This is a genomic window from Klebsiella sp. 7-CIP_Kleb., from assembly GCF_050378655.1.
GTDB classification, from domain to species: Bacteria; Pseudomonadota; Gammaproteobacteria; order Enterobacterales; family Enterobacteriaceae; genus Klebsiella; species Klebsiella quasipneumoniae.
The window spans coordinates 992,028-1,006,120 of the sequence record NZ_JBNRLJ010000002.1 but is presented as its reverse complement, the minus strand read 5'-3'; the positions used below and the strand labels follow the sequence as shown (position 1 = coordinate 1,006,120).

At 57.7% G+C, this 14,093-nt stretch carries 12 protein-coding genes; 8 read left to right on the top strand and 4 right to left on the bottom strand.

Features of this window, described 5'->3' with window-relative positions:
• Positions 1-129: 129 nt before the first annotated feature.
• The gene (locus ACQUTI_RS12425; RefSeq protein WP_114507937.1) at positions 130-1,557 is read right to left on the bottom strand and encodes a PLP-dependent aminotransferase family protein; all 1,428 of its coding nucleotides are present in this window, start codon (positions 1,555-1,557) and stop codon (positions 130-132) included.
• 88 nt (positions 1,558-1,645) lie between these two features.
• Between ACQUTI_RS12425 and ACQUTI_RS12420 the strand changes: the two genes are divergently transcribed.
• Entirely contained in the window at positions 1,646-2,260 is a 615-nt protein-coding gene (locus ACQUTI_RS12420) for a YczE/YyaS/YitT family protein (RefSeq protein ID WP_017898903.1), read from the top strand.
• Between the two features lie 44 nt (positions 2,261-2,304).
• Here the strand turns inward: ACQUTI_RS12420 and ACQUTI_RS12415 are convergent, their stop codons facing one another.
• Positions 2,305-3,150: a nickel/cobalt efflux protein RcnA gene (locus tag ACQUTI_RS12415; protein WP_109938155.1), complete on the bottom strand. Its 846-nt coding sequence runs from the start codon at positions 3,148-3,150 to the stop codon at positions 2,305-2,307.
• Positions 3,151-3,314: 164 nt separating this feature from the next.
• On the opposite strand from ACQUTI_RS12415, the gene ACQUTI_RS12410 reads away from it, so the two are divergent.
• On the top strand, positions 3,315-3,587 hold the full coding sequence (locus tag ACQUTI_RS12410) for a metal-sensing transcriptional repressor (protein WP_004204767.1): 273 nt from the start codon (positions 3,315-3,317) through the stop codon (positions 3,585-3,587).
• 62 nt (positions 3,588-3,649) lie between these two features.
• Here ACQUTI_RS12410 and ACQUTI_RS12405 read toward each other — a convergent pair whose 3' ends face one another.
• On the bottom strand, positions 3,650-5,209 hold the full coding sequence (locus ACQUTI_RS12405; RefSeq protein ID WP_004204766.1) for an EAL domain-containing protein: 1,560 nt from the start codon (positions 5,207-5,209) through the stop codon (positions 3,650-3,652).
• Between the two features lie 235 nt (positions 5,210-5,444).
• Positions 5,445-6,554 (bottom strand): ABC transporter ATP-binding protein, encoded by a 1,110-nt coding sequence (locus tag ACQUTI_RS12400; RefSeq protein ID WP_043521496.1) that lies wholly within the window; start codon positions 6,552-6,554, stop codon positions 5,445-5,447.
• A 355-nt stretch (positions 6,555-6,909) separates the two neighbouring features.
• Between ACQUTI_RS12400 and ACQUTI_RS12395 the strand changes: the two genes are divergently transcribed.
• The 6 genes from ACQUTI_RS12395 to ACQUTI_RS12370 all read left to right on the top strand — a co-directional run bounded on the left by ACQUTI_RS12395 (position 6,910) and on the right by ACQUTI_RS12370 (position 14,049).
• The gene (locus ACQUTI_RS12395) at positions 6,910-8,142 is read left to right on the top strand and encodes a maltodextrin ABC transporter substrate-binding protein (protein WP_017898899.1); all 1,233 of its coding nucleotides are present in this window, start codon (positions 6,910-6,912) and stop codon (positions 8,140-8,142) included.
• Positions 8,143-8,204: 62 nt separating this feature from the next.
• On the top strand, positions 8,205-9,512 hold the full coding sequence (locus ACQUTI_RS12390) for a carbohydrate ABC transporter permease (protein ID WP_017898898.1): 1,308 nt from the start codon (positions 8,205-8,207) through the stop codon (positions 9,510-9,512).
• A gap of 10 nt (positions 9,513-9,522) precedes the next feature.
• Positions 9,523-10,374, top strand: coding sequence for a sugar ABC transporter permease (locus ACQUTI_RS12385; protein ID WP_004204761.1), 852 nt, complete (start codon positions 9,523-9,525; stop codon positions 10,372-10,374).
• Positions 10,375-10,378: 4 nt separating this feature from the next.
• Positions 10,379-11,581, top strand: coding sequence for a glycoside hydrolase family 53 protein (locus tag ACQUTI_RS12380; RefSeq protein WP_004204760.1), 1,203 nt, complete (start codon positions 10,379-10,381; stop codon positions 11,579-11,581).
• A 30-nt stretch (positions 11,582-11,611) separates the two neighbouring features.
• Complete coding sequence (locus ACQUTI_RS12375) at positions 11,612-13,669, top strand: beta-galactosidase (RefSeq protein WP_122543501.1); 2,058 nt, start codon at positions 11,612-11,614, stop codon at positions 13,667-13,669.
• Positions 13,670-13,734: 65 nt separating this feature from the next.
• A complete protein-coding gene (locus ACQUTI_RS12370; protein ID WP_428923282.1) occupies positions 13,735-14,049 on the top strand; it encodes a glucose PTS transporter subunit EIIB in 315 nt (104 codons plus the stop codon).
• Positions 14,050-14,093 lie beyond the last annotated feature (44 nt).

The window sequence follows — 14,093 nt, the reverse complement described above, 5'->3', positions numbered from 1 at the left end:
TTGCCTTATTTCCGTCACCGGGTTGCCATAACCAGATGGCAGGATACCCAGGCAATTTTATAAAAACATCTCATATACCTCATGGATGACGGACTTTTGACGGGCTGAAGCCAGCCCGTCGATATTTTCTTATATTATTTTCCGCAAACGCGCACTTTCCCGCTGTTCTGCAAGGCTGTGCCACAATGGTTGTAGCGTGGAGAAGGCCTGGCGCAATGCTTCATCCGGCAGCGTAAACGGCAGACGTAAATAGCGATCGAACGCGCCCTCCAGACCAAACCGCGTGCCGGTGCCGATATGGATCCCCTGGCTTTCCGCACGCGCAGAGAACAAAGTGGCTAGCATGTCAGGGAGTTCCACCCAAAAAGAGAGCCCGCCTTCCGGTGGCGTAAAGCGCCAGCGGGGAAAATACTCTTTCATCAGCTCTTCGCACATGTCCCGGCGCGCCTTCAGCATCTCCCGTCGCGGCGGCAGCAGCGTGGCGGCGTTTGCCAGCAGCCAGCTGCAGGCCAGCTGCTCCAGCAGCGGCGTACCCAAGTCCAGAGAGTCGCGGGCCTGAATAAGCGAGGCGATTGTTCGCGTGCTGGCGCGGATCCAGCCGATGCGCAGTCCCCCCCAGAAACTTTTCCCGGCCGAACCGATGGTGATCACCGCGGCGTCGGGATTAAAGCAGGCCAGCGGCGGCGGGGGCGGGGCGTTATACCAAAGGTCGACCATGGTCTCATCGATCACCAGCGTTGTTCGCGTCCTGGCCGCGATGTCCGCGACCCGCTGGCGGGTGAGGGCATCCATACAGCGCCCGGTGGGGTTGTGAAAATCCGGCATCAGCCATGCCAGACGCGGCGCGGTCTGCGCAATGATCGCCGCGAATCCATCGCAGTCCCACCCCTGCTGTGGGAGTGCGACCCCAATGGGCCGGCAGGAGGCGCCCTGAATGGCGCTGATGGCCATTGGATAGGTCGGGGCATCAATGACCACCCGGTCACCGGGGCCGGTGAACAGACGCAGGATCAGCGCGAAGGCGCTGAGCGCGCCGTTGACCACCATCACTTCATCGGGCCGCGTCGGCAGGCCACGTTCGCTGTAGCGCCGGGCAATCGCTTCCCGTAGCACCGGGAGCCCCTGCTGATCGTAACCGGTCTGGGCGAGATAGGGCGGCAACAGGGTCATGGCATGCTGGAAGGCCTGATGGACCTCCGGACCGGCGCTGAGGGCGGCGGTAGAGAGATTGATCGTCGAGGGAGTCGCAGAGGGCGACGGCAGGTCGGCAGGGCGTTCCGGCAAAACAATGCGCGACCCGCTCCCCTGGCGGCTTTGGAGAAATCCCTCCTCCCGCAGCTGGCCGAGGGCGCTGGCGATGGTCGTCCGGCTGACGTTGAGGGCCGCCGCCAGCTCGCGCTCGCCGGGCAGGCGCGTCTGTAGCGTCAGACGGCCATCGAGGATCAGCAGGCGGAGCGCTTCCGCCAGCTGGCGCCATAGCGGTGTGCGTGAACTGGACTCCTGCCAGTTGCCGAGCAGGCGTACCAGGGACTGTGTTCCAAAGCGTCGGGCTGACATAGCGATCCACTTTTCCAAAACTGGCCATTAATTATCAGTCCATTTTTGCTGATGATGAGGGCATTCGCAATGATGTTGAGGAAAAAATATGCTTCGTCGCCTGCTGCAGTTATATATCGGTCTGGTGCTCTACGGCGTGTCCACGGCGCTCTTCGTGCATGCTAATCTCGGCGCCGATCCGTGGGACGTCTTTCATCTTGGAGTGGCTAAACAGCTGGGGATCAGTTTCGGGACCGTGATTATTCTGACCGGCGCCGCGGTGCTGCTGCTATGGATCCCGATCCGGCAGATGCCGGGGCTCGGCACGGTGAGCAATGTGATCGTGCTGGGGCTGGCGGCGGACGCCACGCTGGCCGTCCTGCCGCCGCTGGAATCGCTGGTGGCGCGCAGTGCGCTGCTGGTGGTGGCGATTGTGCTGAACGCTATCGCCACCGGGATGTACATTGGCGCGGGGTTTGGCCCGGGTCCGCGCGATGGCCTGATGACCGGCCTGCACGCTCGCACCGGCTGGTCATTGCGCGGTATCCGGACGGCGATCGAGCTTTCCGTGCTGCTGATTGGCTGTCTGCTGGGGGGCAAGTTTGGCGTCGGAACCGTCATTTACGCGCTGTCGATTGGACCGCTTATCCAGCTGTGCCTGCCGTGGTTCAGTCAGCCCGTCAACCGCAACGCGGTCAGCCCTCCCCGGGAAATAGTCTCCTGAATTAACCCATCGCCCTCTTCATCACGGAGAGGGCCTTTCATCGCTTACAGGCCGCTCAGGCCATGAAGCATCATGTAGATCCCCACCACAATAATCAGTAAGCCTGAAAACCAGGGCGCCTTGCGCGAGAGGTCGTTAAGCCACGGCCAGCGGCGGGCGGCATGTTTAAGGCTCAGGGCGGCGATAGCCCCTGAAGCCACCAGCGTCAGCGCCAGACCGACGCTAAAGCCCAGCACCAGCGTGGCGCCCAGCGAGAATTTCTTCAGCTGTAAACAGATAAGCAGCACGGTAATGGACGCCGGGCAGGGGATCAGCCCGCCGGTCAGGCCAAACAGCACGATCTGCCCGGTCGTCACCTGACGGCCATCAAAGCGCCGGTTGATCTCCTGGGCATGGGCCCGCTGATGCGCGTCCTGCCACTCCTCCGCCACCAGCGGCGCGGCGGATGAGGACGCATGGTGATGGTCATGGTGGTGATCATGTTCGTGGTGATGATCATGTTCGTGGTGGTGCTCATGTTCATGGTGGTGATCATGGTGCGTGTGGGGCTGCGATTCGCGCCAGGTGCGCCAGAGCATCCAGCAGGCAATCAGCACAATGACAATCCCTGAGACCAGCTGAAACCAGGGTTCAGAGGTTTGGGCGTTCCAGCCGCGGCCAAACCACAGACCGGCCATGGCGATCAGCCAGACCACCGCCGTATGCGAAACCGTGGCCGCCAGCCCCAGCAGTACCGCCTGTTTTAAGGTTCCTCGCACCGCCACGATAAAGGCGGCCATCATTGTTTTTGAGTGCCCGGGTTCGAGGCCGTGCAGCGCGCCGAGCAGTATTGCGCTGGGAATAAACAGCCAGGCATTGCCCTGCTGCAGAAGGGAAGTGAAATCGTTCATATCGGGATCCTTGCCAAAAGTGCCTTTATCCTACTCCCCCCCAGTAGTAAAATACTACCCCCCAGTAGATAAGGCGGCTAATAAAAAGGATCATGGTATGCTGGCAGGCGTTGCTGACCACGCAGGTCGGTAATCCCGGACAGAAAAAAACGGTGGATCGCGTAATGTCACACACAGTGAGAGACAAAAAGAAGTTACTGACCCGGCTGAAGAAAATTCAGGGGCAGAGTACCGCATTAGAGAAAATGCTTAATCGCGAGCATGAGTGCGCTGAGGTGCTACAGCAGCTGGCGGCGATCCGCGGCGCGGTCAATGGCATGATGCTGCAGGTTATCCAGGGACATCTCACCGACCATGTGGTGAAAGAGCCAGACGAGACGCAGCGTGAGGCGGATCTGGAGACGGTGATGCAGGTGATTAAATCCTATCTGAAGTAGCCTCCGGCAGAGGGCGGCGAAGAGGCCGCGCCCGCTGACCTTCTGCGCAGGCCGCCTGCCGCTTAATGCGCATGGAGGTTCTCTTCCGCCCACAGAATAAACGACTCTTTTGGCAGCGCTTTGCTGTACAGCCAGCCCTGGGCGTACTGAACGCCATGCTGTCTCAGCCAGTCGCGCTGGCTTACGGTTTCCACCCCTTCGGCGACGGTGGCCAAATTGAGCGCCTTGGCCATTTCAATAATGTGCGGCGTCAGCGGCCGGTACTCGAGCGTATCGACAAAGGATTTATCGATTTTCAGCGTGTCGACGTCCAGCTTCTGCAGATAGCTCAGGCTGGAGTAGCCGGTACCGAAATCGTCAATCGAAATACGGTGCCCGGCCTCGCGGTAGTGTGCGATCACCGGCATGGTGGTCTCCGGGTCAACAAACCCGCGCTCGGTGATCTCAAGGATAATCTGTTCCGCGGCGATCCCCCAGTGCTGCAGCTGATCGTGTAATAGCTTGGGTAGGGTGGGAGAGCGTAAGTCATCCACCGACAGGTTGATGGAGATATGCACTTCCGGCCGCTGCCTCAGCCAGGGACCCAGGTCGGCAAAAATTTTCCTGACGATATCTTCCGTCAGCTGGGTGATCAGTCCGGTTTGCTCGGCCAGGGGAATGAAGATATCCGGCGATAAAAAGGTGCCGTCGGGTTGCTGCCAGCGCGCCAGCGCTTCGGCCCCGGCGATTTTTCCGTCCTGCAATGAAATAATCGGCTGATAGTGAACCTGAATCGCCTGGGAATTGAGGGCGTCCAGCATACTGTTGCGCGGTGAACGCAGGTGTCTCAGCAGGCGCAGCAGCAGCCAGGTGGCAAGCAGGCTGGTGAAGATGCCGACAGGGAGCCAGAAGATCAGCTGCTGGCGAATACGCTGCTGTAGCGGCAGGGTGGATGACCAGGTCACAATGCCGGATCCCAGCTCGGGAATGCGCTGGATCCGGTAGACCGTATTATCCAGGGTCAGCATATTCAGGTGCGGATCTTTAATCCGTTGCCAGACCTTCGCCGGCAGCGGCTGGCTGCTGATCACCATTTTCAGATGGTCCAAACCAAACAGCATGGTATGGATCTTCTCCTCGCTGGCGGGCACCACATCAATGAAGGAGATGGGATCGATCATTACCATATGCTGCCGGCTGGCCATGGCCGTCATCTGGTGATTAAGGCCAAGATCGTTAATCGAGGTCAGCCAGGTGCGATAGCCGTCGGGGGCAATGTGATCCGGTGGCGGGAAGGTCACCGCAACGCTATGGTCTTCCAGGGAGGAGCATTGCGGTACGGAATCTTCCAGCCAGAGCACTTCCTGCACGTAGCGATGGGTATAGGCGATCCGGCGGAGGGCGAGCAGATGCTCCGGGCTACAGGAAGCGGCAGAGTGTGAGTCGGCCTCCCGCAGTGCTTCCCGGGCCTGATCGGCGACCTGCAGCGTGCGGACGACAATACGGTTGGAATAATCATCCAGCTCACGATAGAACTGCATTTTGGCCTGCCGCGCCGCCTGCCAGATGCTGAGCGAGATAGGCAGGATGATGGCCAGTATCAGCACTCCTGTAAACAGCGCCATCAGATGCCGGGTCCTCATGCCTGTATCCTTATCGTTCGCCGGGTGTCATCAGTATATGCGAAAGATAAACCGGGCGCAGCGGGAGAAATCGCGCTGCGTGGGCAAAAAAACCGGCATCACAATAACCTGCGATGCCGGGAGAGAAGGATGATTCCGATGCAGCAGAATAAAAATGAGGGTGTGAATGCCGGGCAGGATGTATTCCGGCATTCAGTCGCAGCATACGCTGCGCAGATGACAGCAATATGTTGGCTTAGTGGGCGTCCGGCGCCGTGATATCGGCGCTGATGCGCAGATCGTTCTCATCAAACACCATGCAGAAGCGGTCATCGAAGGCCAGATTAATCTTCTGCCACGGGCGGAAATGGACGTCGCCGGGCAGCAGAACCTTGACGTTATCGTGACCGTAGCACTGGCCGAACAGGTAGGTATTGTTGCCCAGACGCTCCACCACTTCACATTGAAACTCCACCACGGTACCGGTGGAGACTTCCGGCGTGAGGTGCTCTGGCCGGATCCCCAGCGTGACCGCGGCGCCGGGCTTCAGCGGTTGGGTGGCAACGTTCAGGGTGAGCTGATGGTCCTGGGCGAGGGTGACCGTTAAGCGCTCTGCCTGCCAGTCGCTGACGGTGGCCGGCAAAAAGTTCATCTTTGGCGAGCCGATAAAACCGGCGACGAACTTGTTGACCGGATTGTAGTACAGCGCCATCGGCGAACCCATTTGTTCGACCTTCCCGTAGTTCATGACTACGATTTTATCGGCGAGCGTCATCGCCTCCACCTGATCGTGCGTGACATACACCATGGTGGTCTTCAGCTCCTGGTGCAGTCGGGCGATATGCAGGCGCATATCGACGCGCAGCTCGGCATCGAGGTTAGAAAGCGGCTCATCGAACATAAACACCCGGGGATTACGCACGATAGCGCGGCCAATGGCCACACGCTGCCGCTGGCCGCCGGAGAGCTGCTTCGGTTTACGATCCAGCAGGTGAGAGAGCTGCAGCGTTTTGGCCACCATTTCCACCTGGCGACGGATCTCCGCTTTCGGCACTTTATTGACTTTCAGCCCATAGCCCATATTCTCCGCCACCGTCATGTGCGGATAGAGCGCATAGGACTGAAAAACCATCGCCACGCCGCGGCGGGCGGGGACCACATCGTTCATCACCTCATCGCCAATCAGCACTTCCCCGTCACTGACCTCTTCCAGCCCGGCAATCATACGTAACAGCGTCGATTTTCCACAGCCGGAAGGGCCGACGAAGACCGCAAACTCGCCATCTTCAATATCGAGATTGACCTGGTGCAGCGTCACCGTGCTGCCGAACCTTTTGGTGACATTCCTCAGTCGTATATTGGACATCCACATTCCCCGAAGTGAGTAGCCGTTGTTTGCCGTTGGCGTGTCGTTGATTTGAGTGTGTTTGTATTACGTGTAACAAATCAGCGTGACAATATTCAACAGCGCTAAAATCATGTCCTGACTATAACTTCCGCGGTTTTTGCGCCATACAGCGGCGTTTCATTTCTGCAAGGATGATCACACAACTGGCAGCTTATGGTAGTTTTATCCCCAATCAAAGCGTAGCGTATAACAAAAGCGAACCAGAGTCTGTTTTCTATGTAACAAGGCAGTTTGAAATGATTTTTTTTCTAACTGGCAGACGTAAGTCAAATAAAAAACCATTAAATTGTTATACCTTCACATGAGGTTGATAATGAAAAAGAACACGCTTGCTGCACTGATCCTTACCACCCTCGCGGCGGGGCAACTTACCAGCCTGCAGGCGCATGCCGCCGGGCAGCTCAACGTTTGGGAAGACATTAAAAAATCCACTGGCATCAAAACCGCGGTCAGCGATTTTGAGAAGCAGTACAACGTGAAGGTCAATCTGCAGGAGATGCCTTATGCCCAGCAGCTGGAAAAGCTGCGCCTCGATGGCCCGGCGGGCATTGGGCCGGACGTGCTGGTGATCCCGAATGACCAGCTCGGCGGCGCCGTCGTTCAGGGACTTCTCTCGCCGCTCAACGTTGAGCAGGCGAAACAGGATGCCTTTACGCCAGCCTCTATCAACGCCTTCCGCATGGACAACGCGCTGTATGGGATCCCGAAAGCGGTGGAAACCCTGGTGCTTATCTACAACAAGGACCTGATCGACAAGCCGCTGGACAGTCTGCAGGCCTGGCTGGACTACTCGAAGACCCAGCGCGAGCAGAACAAATACGGCCTGCTGGCCAAGTTTGATCAGATCTACTACAGCTGGGGGGCGATTGGCCCGATGGGCGGCTATATCTTCGCGAAGAACGACGGCGGCGGTTTTAATCCGCAGCAGGTGGGGCTCAATACGCCCGGCGCCGTGGAAGCCGTGACCTTCCTGAAAAAATTCTATGCCGAGAAGGCCTTCCCCGCAGGGATCCTCGGCGATAACGGGCTGAACGCCATTGATTCGCTGTTTACCGAGAAAAAAGCGGCGGCGGTGATCAACGGCCCCTGGGCCTTCCAGCCGTATGAAGCCGCCGGTATCAACTATGGCGTGGTGCCGCTGCCGACCCTGCCGGACGGCAAGCCAATGAGCTCCTTCCTCGGCGTTAAGGGCTACGTGGTATCGACCTGGAGTAAAGACAAGGCGCTGGCGCAACAGTTTATCGAGTTCATCAACCAGCCGCAGTATGTAAAAGCCCGCTATGTCGCCACCGGCGAAATCCCGCCGCTGAAGGCGATGATTGACGACCCGGTGATTAAAAATGACGAAAAGGCCAGCGCCGTCGCCGTTCAGTCGGCTCGGGCGATGGCTATGCCGGGCATTCCGGAGATGGGGGAAGTGTGGGGGCCGGCTAATGCCGCGCTTGAACTGAGCCTCACCGGCAAGCAGGCGCCGCAGGCCGCGCTCGATAATGCGGTGAAACAGATCAAGATGCAGATTGAAGCGATGCAGGCCAGCAATCAGTAATTTACCGTCACGTGAAGTCACCGAGCGGGAGGGGGACCTCCCGTTTGTAGAAGGAGTCGAGTGTGAGCATCCATTCCAGCGAAAATTTTAGCGACGCGCGCGGGCCCGGGCGCCATGCGTGGTGCGGCCTGTTGCTGGCAATCGTGCCGGGTTTCGGCCAGTTTTATCATCGCCAGTGGCTGAAGGGGCTGGTCTTCCTGGTGCTGCTGAGCAGCTTTTTGGGTATTTTTTACGATTTCCTGCGCGAGGGGCTGTGGGGGCTCTATACCCTGGGTGAAGAGGTGCCCCGGGATAACTCTATCTTCCTGTTAGCGGAGGGGATTATCAGCGTGCTGATCGTCGCTTTTGGCGTGCTGATCTATTTTCTCTCGCTGCGGGACGCGTGGCTGAACGGCAAAAAACGCGATGAAGGGGTCGCGCTGAACAGCGTGCGTAAGCAGTACCAGATGCTGCTGAGCGACGGCTTCCCGTACCTGATGATCACCCCGGGCTTTATTCTGCTGGTCTTTGTGGTGATCTTTCCCATTCTGTTTGGTTTCGCCATCGCCTTCACCAACTACAACCTGTACCACACGCCGCCGGCGAAGCTGGTGGACTGGGTGGGGCTGAAAAACTTCGTCAATATTTTCACCCTCTCCATCTGGCGCTCCACCTTTCTGGATGTGCTGCAGTGGACCGTGGTGTGGACGCTGCTGGCGACCACCCTGCAGTGTACGGTGGGCGTGCTGTTGGCGATTCTGGTGAACCAAAAAGATCTGCGCTTTAAGCCGCTGATCCGCACCATCTTTATTTTGCCGTGGGCGGTGCCGGGGTTTGTCACTATCCTCGTCTTTGCCGGGATGTTCAATGACTCCTTCGGGGTGATTAACAACGCGATCCTGTCATTCTTCGGCATCAGCCCGAAGGCATGGCTAACCGACCCGTTCTGGACCAAAACCGCGCTGATCATGATGCAGACCTGGCTTGGCTTTCCGTTTGTCTTTGCCATGACCACCGGCGTGCTGCAGGCGATCCCGGACGATCTGTATGAAGCGGCGACGATGGACGGCGCCAGCGCCTTTACCCGCCTGCGCACCATCACCCTGCCGCTGGTGCTGTACGCGATCGCGCCGATCATCATCACCCAGTACACCTTCAACTTTAATAATTTCAACATTATTTATCTGTTTAACAACGGCGGCCCTGCGGTGGCGGGATCTAACGCCGGCGGGACGGATATTCTGGTGTCGTGGATCTATAAGCTGACGATGTCCTCGTCGCAGTACGCCATCGCGGCGACCATCACTATCCTGCTGTCGATCTTCGTCGTCGGCCTGGCGCTGTGGCAGTTCCGCGCCACCAAATCCTTCAAAAATGACGACATGGCGTAAGGGAAGCAACATGGCTCAATCACCCAGTATTAAACGCGAAAAGTGGATCCGACTCTCTCTCACCTGGCTGGTGGTTATCCTGGTCTCGGTGGTGATTATCTACCCGCTGGTCTGGACCGTCGGGGCGTCGCTGAACGCCGGCAATAGCCTGCTCAGTACCTCGATCATTCCGGAAAACCTGTCGTTCCAGCACTATGCCGATCTGTTCAATGGCAATGTGAATTACCTCACCTGGTACTGGAACTCGATGAAAATCAGCTTTCTGACCATGGTGCTGACCCTGATTAGCGTCAGCTTTACCGCTTACGCCTTCTCCCGCTTCCGCTTTAAAGGGCGGCAGAACGGGCTGATGCTGTTCCTGCTGCTGCAGATGATCCCGCAGTTTTCCGCGCTGATTGCCATCTTTGTGCTGTCGCAACTGCTTGGCCTGATAAACAGCCATCTGGCGCTGGTGCTGATCTACGTCGGGGGAATGATCCCGATGAACACCTGGCTGATGAAGGGGTATCTCGACGCGATCCCTAAAGATCTGGATGAGTCCGCCCGCATGGACGGCGCCAGTAGCTTTCGCATCTTTATTGAGATCATCATGCCGTTGTCGAGGCCGATCCTCGCGGTGGTGGCGCTGTTCTCCTTCACCGGCCCGCTGGGGGATTTCATCCTCTCCAGCACCATCCTGCGTACCCCGGATAAATACACGTTGCCTATCGGTCTGTATAACCTGGTGGCGCAAAAAATGGGGGCCAGCTACACCACCTACGCGGCGGGGGCGGTGCTGATTGCCGTGCCGGTCGCGATCCTCTATCTGGCGTTACAAAAATACTTCGTCTCCGGCCTGACCTCGGGCAGTACTAAAGGATAAGCACATGAAAAGATTTACACCCGCATGGCTTGCGGTTTGTCTGGCATGCAGTTTTTCCCTCCCTTCGCTGGCAGCGGACGCGCTTGAAACCCGCGCCTTTCAGGGTATGCCGGCGGACTTTATTAAAGGCGCGGATATCTCCACGCTGCTGGATGCCGAAAAGCACGGGGCAATTTTCTACGACCAGAATAACCAGCGTAAGGATCCGATCGCCATTCTGAAAGAGAACGGCGTCAACTATGTTCGCCTCCGCCTGTGGGTGGATCCGCAATCGGCAAGCGGCGAGGGCTATGGCGGCGGGAATAACGATCTGGCCACTACCCTGGCGCTGGCGAAACGGGCGAAAGCCCAGGGAATGAAGCTGCTGCTCGACTTCCATTACAGCGATTTTTGGACCGATCCCGGCAAGCAGTTCAAACCGAAGGCCTGGGAAAAGATGGATTATCCGCAGCTGAAAACGGCGATTCATGACTATACCCGGGATACCATCGCCCGCTTTAAGCAGGCGGGCGTCCTGCCGGATATGGTGCAGATCGGCAATGAGATTAACGGCGGTATGCTGTGGCCGGAAGGGAAAAGCTGGGGGCAGGGGGGCGGCGAGTTTGACCGGCTGGCCGGGCTGCTGAACGCGGCCATTGATGGTCTGAAGGCGAATCTGCGCAATGGCGAGCAGGTGAAAATCATGCTGCATCTGGCTGAAGGGACCAAGAACGATACCTTCCGCTGGTGGTTTGACGAAATAGAGAAACGTCATGTGCCCTATGACGTGATTGGTTTGTCGATGTACACCTACTGGAACGGGCCGATCAGCGCCCTGAAGGCCAATATGGATGACATCAGCAAACGCTATAACAAAGATGTCATTGTCGTCGAGGCGGCCTATGCCTATACCCTGGCTAACTGCGATAACGCGGAAAACAGTTTTCAGGCCAAAGAGGAAAAGGACGGAGGCTATCCCGCCACCGTGCAGGGGCAATATCGCTATATTCACGATCTGATGCAGGCCGTAATAGATGTTCCTGACCAGCGCGGCAAAGGTATTTTTTACTGGGAGCCGACGTGGATTGCTGTGCCGGGAAATACCTGGGCCACCCCGGCGGGGATGAAATATATCCATGACGAATGGAAAGAGGGTAATGCGCGGGAAAATCAGGCGCTATTTGACTGCCAGGGAAAAGTATTGCCGTCGGTAAAAGTATTTAATTAATTATTTGTCGTTCTTTTCAGGAAGTTTATTATGAATAAATTTGCACCTTTACATCCAAAGGTTAATACGCTGCTGCATGGCGCGGATTATAATCCGGAACAATGGGAGAATGCCCCCGACATTATTGATAAAGACATTGCCATGATGCAGCAGGCAAAATGCAATGTGATGTCGGTGGGCATATTTAGCTGGGCGAAACTTGAGCCGCGCGAAGGGGTATTTGATTTCGCCTGGCTGGATACTATTCTCGATAAACTGTATGCCGCCGGCATTCATGTATTTCTGGCCACGCCGAGCGGCGCGCGTCCAGCGTGGATGTCTCAACGCTATCCGCAGGTTCTGCGGGTGGGGCGCGATAGGGTGCCGGCCCTGCACGGCGGCCGTCACAACCACTGTATGTCATCGCCGATCTATCGTGAGAAGACCCTGAAAATTAATAGCCTGCTGGCGGAGCGCTATGCTGCGCACCCGGCGGTGCTGGGCTGGCATATTTCCAATGAATATGGCGGCGAATGCCATTGCGATCTCTGCCAGGCCCGCTTTCGCGGCTGGCTGAAGGCGCGGTATCAGACCCTGGAGAACCTCAACCAGGCCTGGTGGAGCACCTTCTGGAGCCATACCTATAGCGACTGGTCGCAGATTGAATCGCCTGCGCCGCAGGGCGAGGTGTCGATCCACGGTCTGAATCTGGACTGGCATCGCTTTAATACCGCCCAGGTGACCGATTTCTGCCGCCATGAAATCGCCCCGCTGAAGGCGGCGAATGCCGCCCTGCCGGTGACCACCAACTTTATGGAGTATTTCTACGATTACGACTACTGGCAGCTGGCGGAGGTGCTGGACTTTATCTCGTGGGACAGCTATCCGATGTGGCACCGCGATAAAGACGAAACCGCGCTGGCCTGCTACACCGCGATGTATCACGACATGATGCGCAGCCTGAAGGGCGGCCAGCCGTTTGTGCTGATGGAGTCCACGCCGGGCGCGACTAACTGGCAGCCGACCAGCAAACTGAAGAAACCGGGCATGCATATTCTCTCCTCGCTGCAGGCGGTGGCGCATGGCGCCGACTCGGTGCAGTATTTCCAGTGGCGGAAAAGTCGCGGTTCGGTTGAGAAATTTCACGGCGCGGTGGTCGACCATGTCGGGCACATCGATACCCGTATTGGCCGTGAAGTCAGCAAACTCGGTGAGATACTGAGCAAGCTACCGGAGGTCCGGGGCTGTCGCACCGAGGCGAAAGTGGCGATTATCTTCGACCAGCAGAACCGCTGGGCGCTCGATGACGCCCAGGGACCGCGCAATCTGGGGATGGAGTATGAGAAGACGGTCAATGAGCACTACCGTCCGTTCTGGGAGCAGGGCATCGCCGTCGATGTGATTGACGCCGACGCTGATTTAACGCCGTACCGGCTGGTCATTGCCCCGATGTTATACATGGTGCGCGACGGCTTTGCCGCGCGGGCGGAGGCGTTTGTCGCCAGCGGCGGCCATCTGGTGACCACTTACTGGACCGGCATCGTCAACGAATCCGATCTCTGCTATCTCGGCGGCTTCCCGGGCCCGCTGCGCAATCTGCTGGGCATCTGGGCGGAAGAGATCGACTGCCTGAATGACGGCGAGTTTAATCTGGTGCAGGGCCTGGCCGGGAATCAGTGCGGTCTGCAGGGCCCGTATCAGGTGCGCCATCTCTGTGAACTGATCCATACCGAAAGCGCGCAGACGCTGGCCACCTACCGGGATGATTTTTATGCCGGAAGGCCAGCGGTGACGGTGAACGGCTTCGGGAAAGGTAAAGCCTGGCATGTGGCCTCCCGCAACGATTTGGCCTTCCAGCGCGACTTCTTTGCCGCCCTGAGCAAGGAGCTGGCGCTACCGCGGGCGATCGCGGCGGATTTACCGCCCGGCGTGGTGGCTACTGCGCGCACCGACGGTGAGAGCACGTTTGTCTTCCTGCAGAACTACAGCGCGCAAAGCCATACCCTGAGCCTGCCGTCAGGGTATCGGGATTGCCTGACCGACGCGGCGGTGTCGGACCCGCTGACCCTGTCAGCATGGGATTGCCGTATTCTCCGTCGCCACGCCTAATCCTTTTTTCTCCACGCCTGCTCTGCCGAGCAGGCTTTTTTGTATCTATTACCCTGGAGTTTATGATGGTGAGTTTAAAATCTTTCCTGCACTATTTCTCTCCTGCACGTCCGGCACAGCCGTTAAGCGAAGCGGAAAAACAGCAAATCGAGGCGTTGGTTCAGGCCTTCGGCGGTGAAGCGAATATTACCCAAGTGGACGCCTGTATTACCCGTCTGCGGGTAACGGTTCGTCATCTGGCAGCCGTGGACTCGGACGCATTACAGCAGCAGGGCGCGCTGGGTGTCATTATTCTTGGCCAGCAGGTTCATGCTATTTTCGGTAAGCAGTCCGATGCGCTACGTCAATTGCTGGATGACCATTATGCCGCGCGGAAATAAATAAAACGGGATAACCTGAAAACAGGTTATCCCGAAAATAAGAC

Bases quoted from the DNA above. Each gene is read 5' to 3' on its own strand.
- ACQUTI_RS12420 (WP_017898903.1), top strand. From the start codon at position 1,646: ATGCTTCGTCGCCTGCTGCAGTTATATATCGGTCTGGTGCTCTACGGC.
- ACQUTI_RS12395 (WP_017898899.1), top strand. From the start codon at position 6,910: ATGAAAAAGAACACGCTTGCTGCACTGATCCTTACCACCCTCGCGGCG.
- ACQUTI_RS12385 (WP_004204761.1), top strand. From the start codon at position 9,523: ATGGCTCAATCACCCAGTATTAAACGCGAAAAGTGGATCCGACTCTCT.
- ACQUTI_RS12410 (WP_004204767.1), top strand. From the start codon at position 3,315: ATGTCACACACAGTGAGAGACAAAAAGAAGTTACTGACCCGGCTGAAG.
- ACQUTI_RS12370 (WP_428923282.1), top strand. From the start codon at position 13,735: ATGGTGAGTTTAAAATCTTTCCTGCACTATTTCTCTCCTGCACGTCCG.
- ACQUTI_RS12375 (WP_122543501.1), top strand. From the start codon at position 11,612: ATGAATAAATTTGCACCTTTACATCCAAAGGTTAATACGCTGCTGCAT.
- ACQUTI_RS12405 (WP_004204766.1), bottom strand. From the start codon at position 5,209: ATGAGGACCCGGCATCTGATGGCGCTGTTTACAGGAGTGCTGATACTG.
- ACQUTI_RS12380 (WP_004204760.1), top strand. From the start codon at position 10,379: ATGAAAAGATTTACACCCGCATGGCTTGCGGTTTGTCTGGCATGCAGT.
- ACQUTI_RS12425 (WP_114507937.1), bottom strand. From the start codon at position 1,557: ATGTCAGCCCGACGCTTTGGAACACAGTCCCTGGTACGCCTGCTCGGC.
- ACQUTI_RS12415 (WP_109938155.1), bottom strand. From the start codon at position 3,150: ATGAACGATTTCACTTCCCTTCTGCAGCAGGGCAATGCCTGGCTGTTT.
- ACQUTI_RS12400 (WP_043521496.1), bottom strand. From the start codon at position 6,554: ATGTCCAATATACGACTGAGGAATGTCACCAAAAGGTTCGGCAGCACG.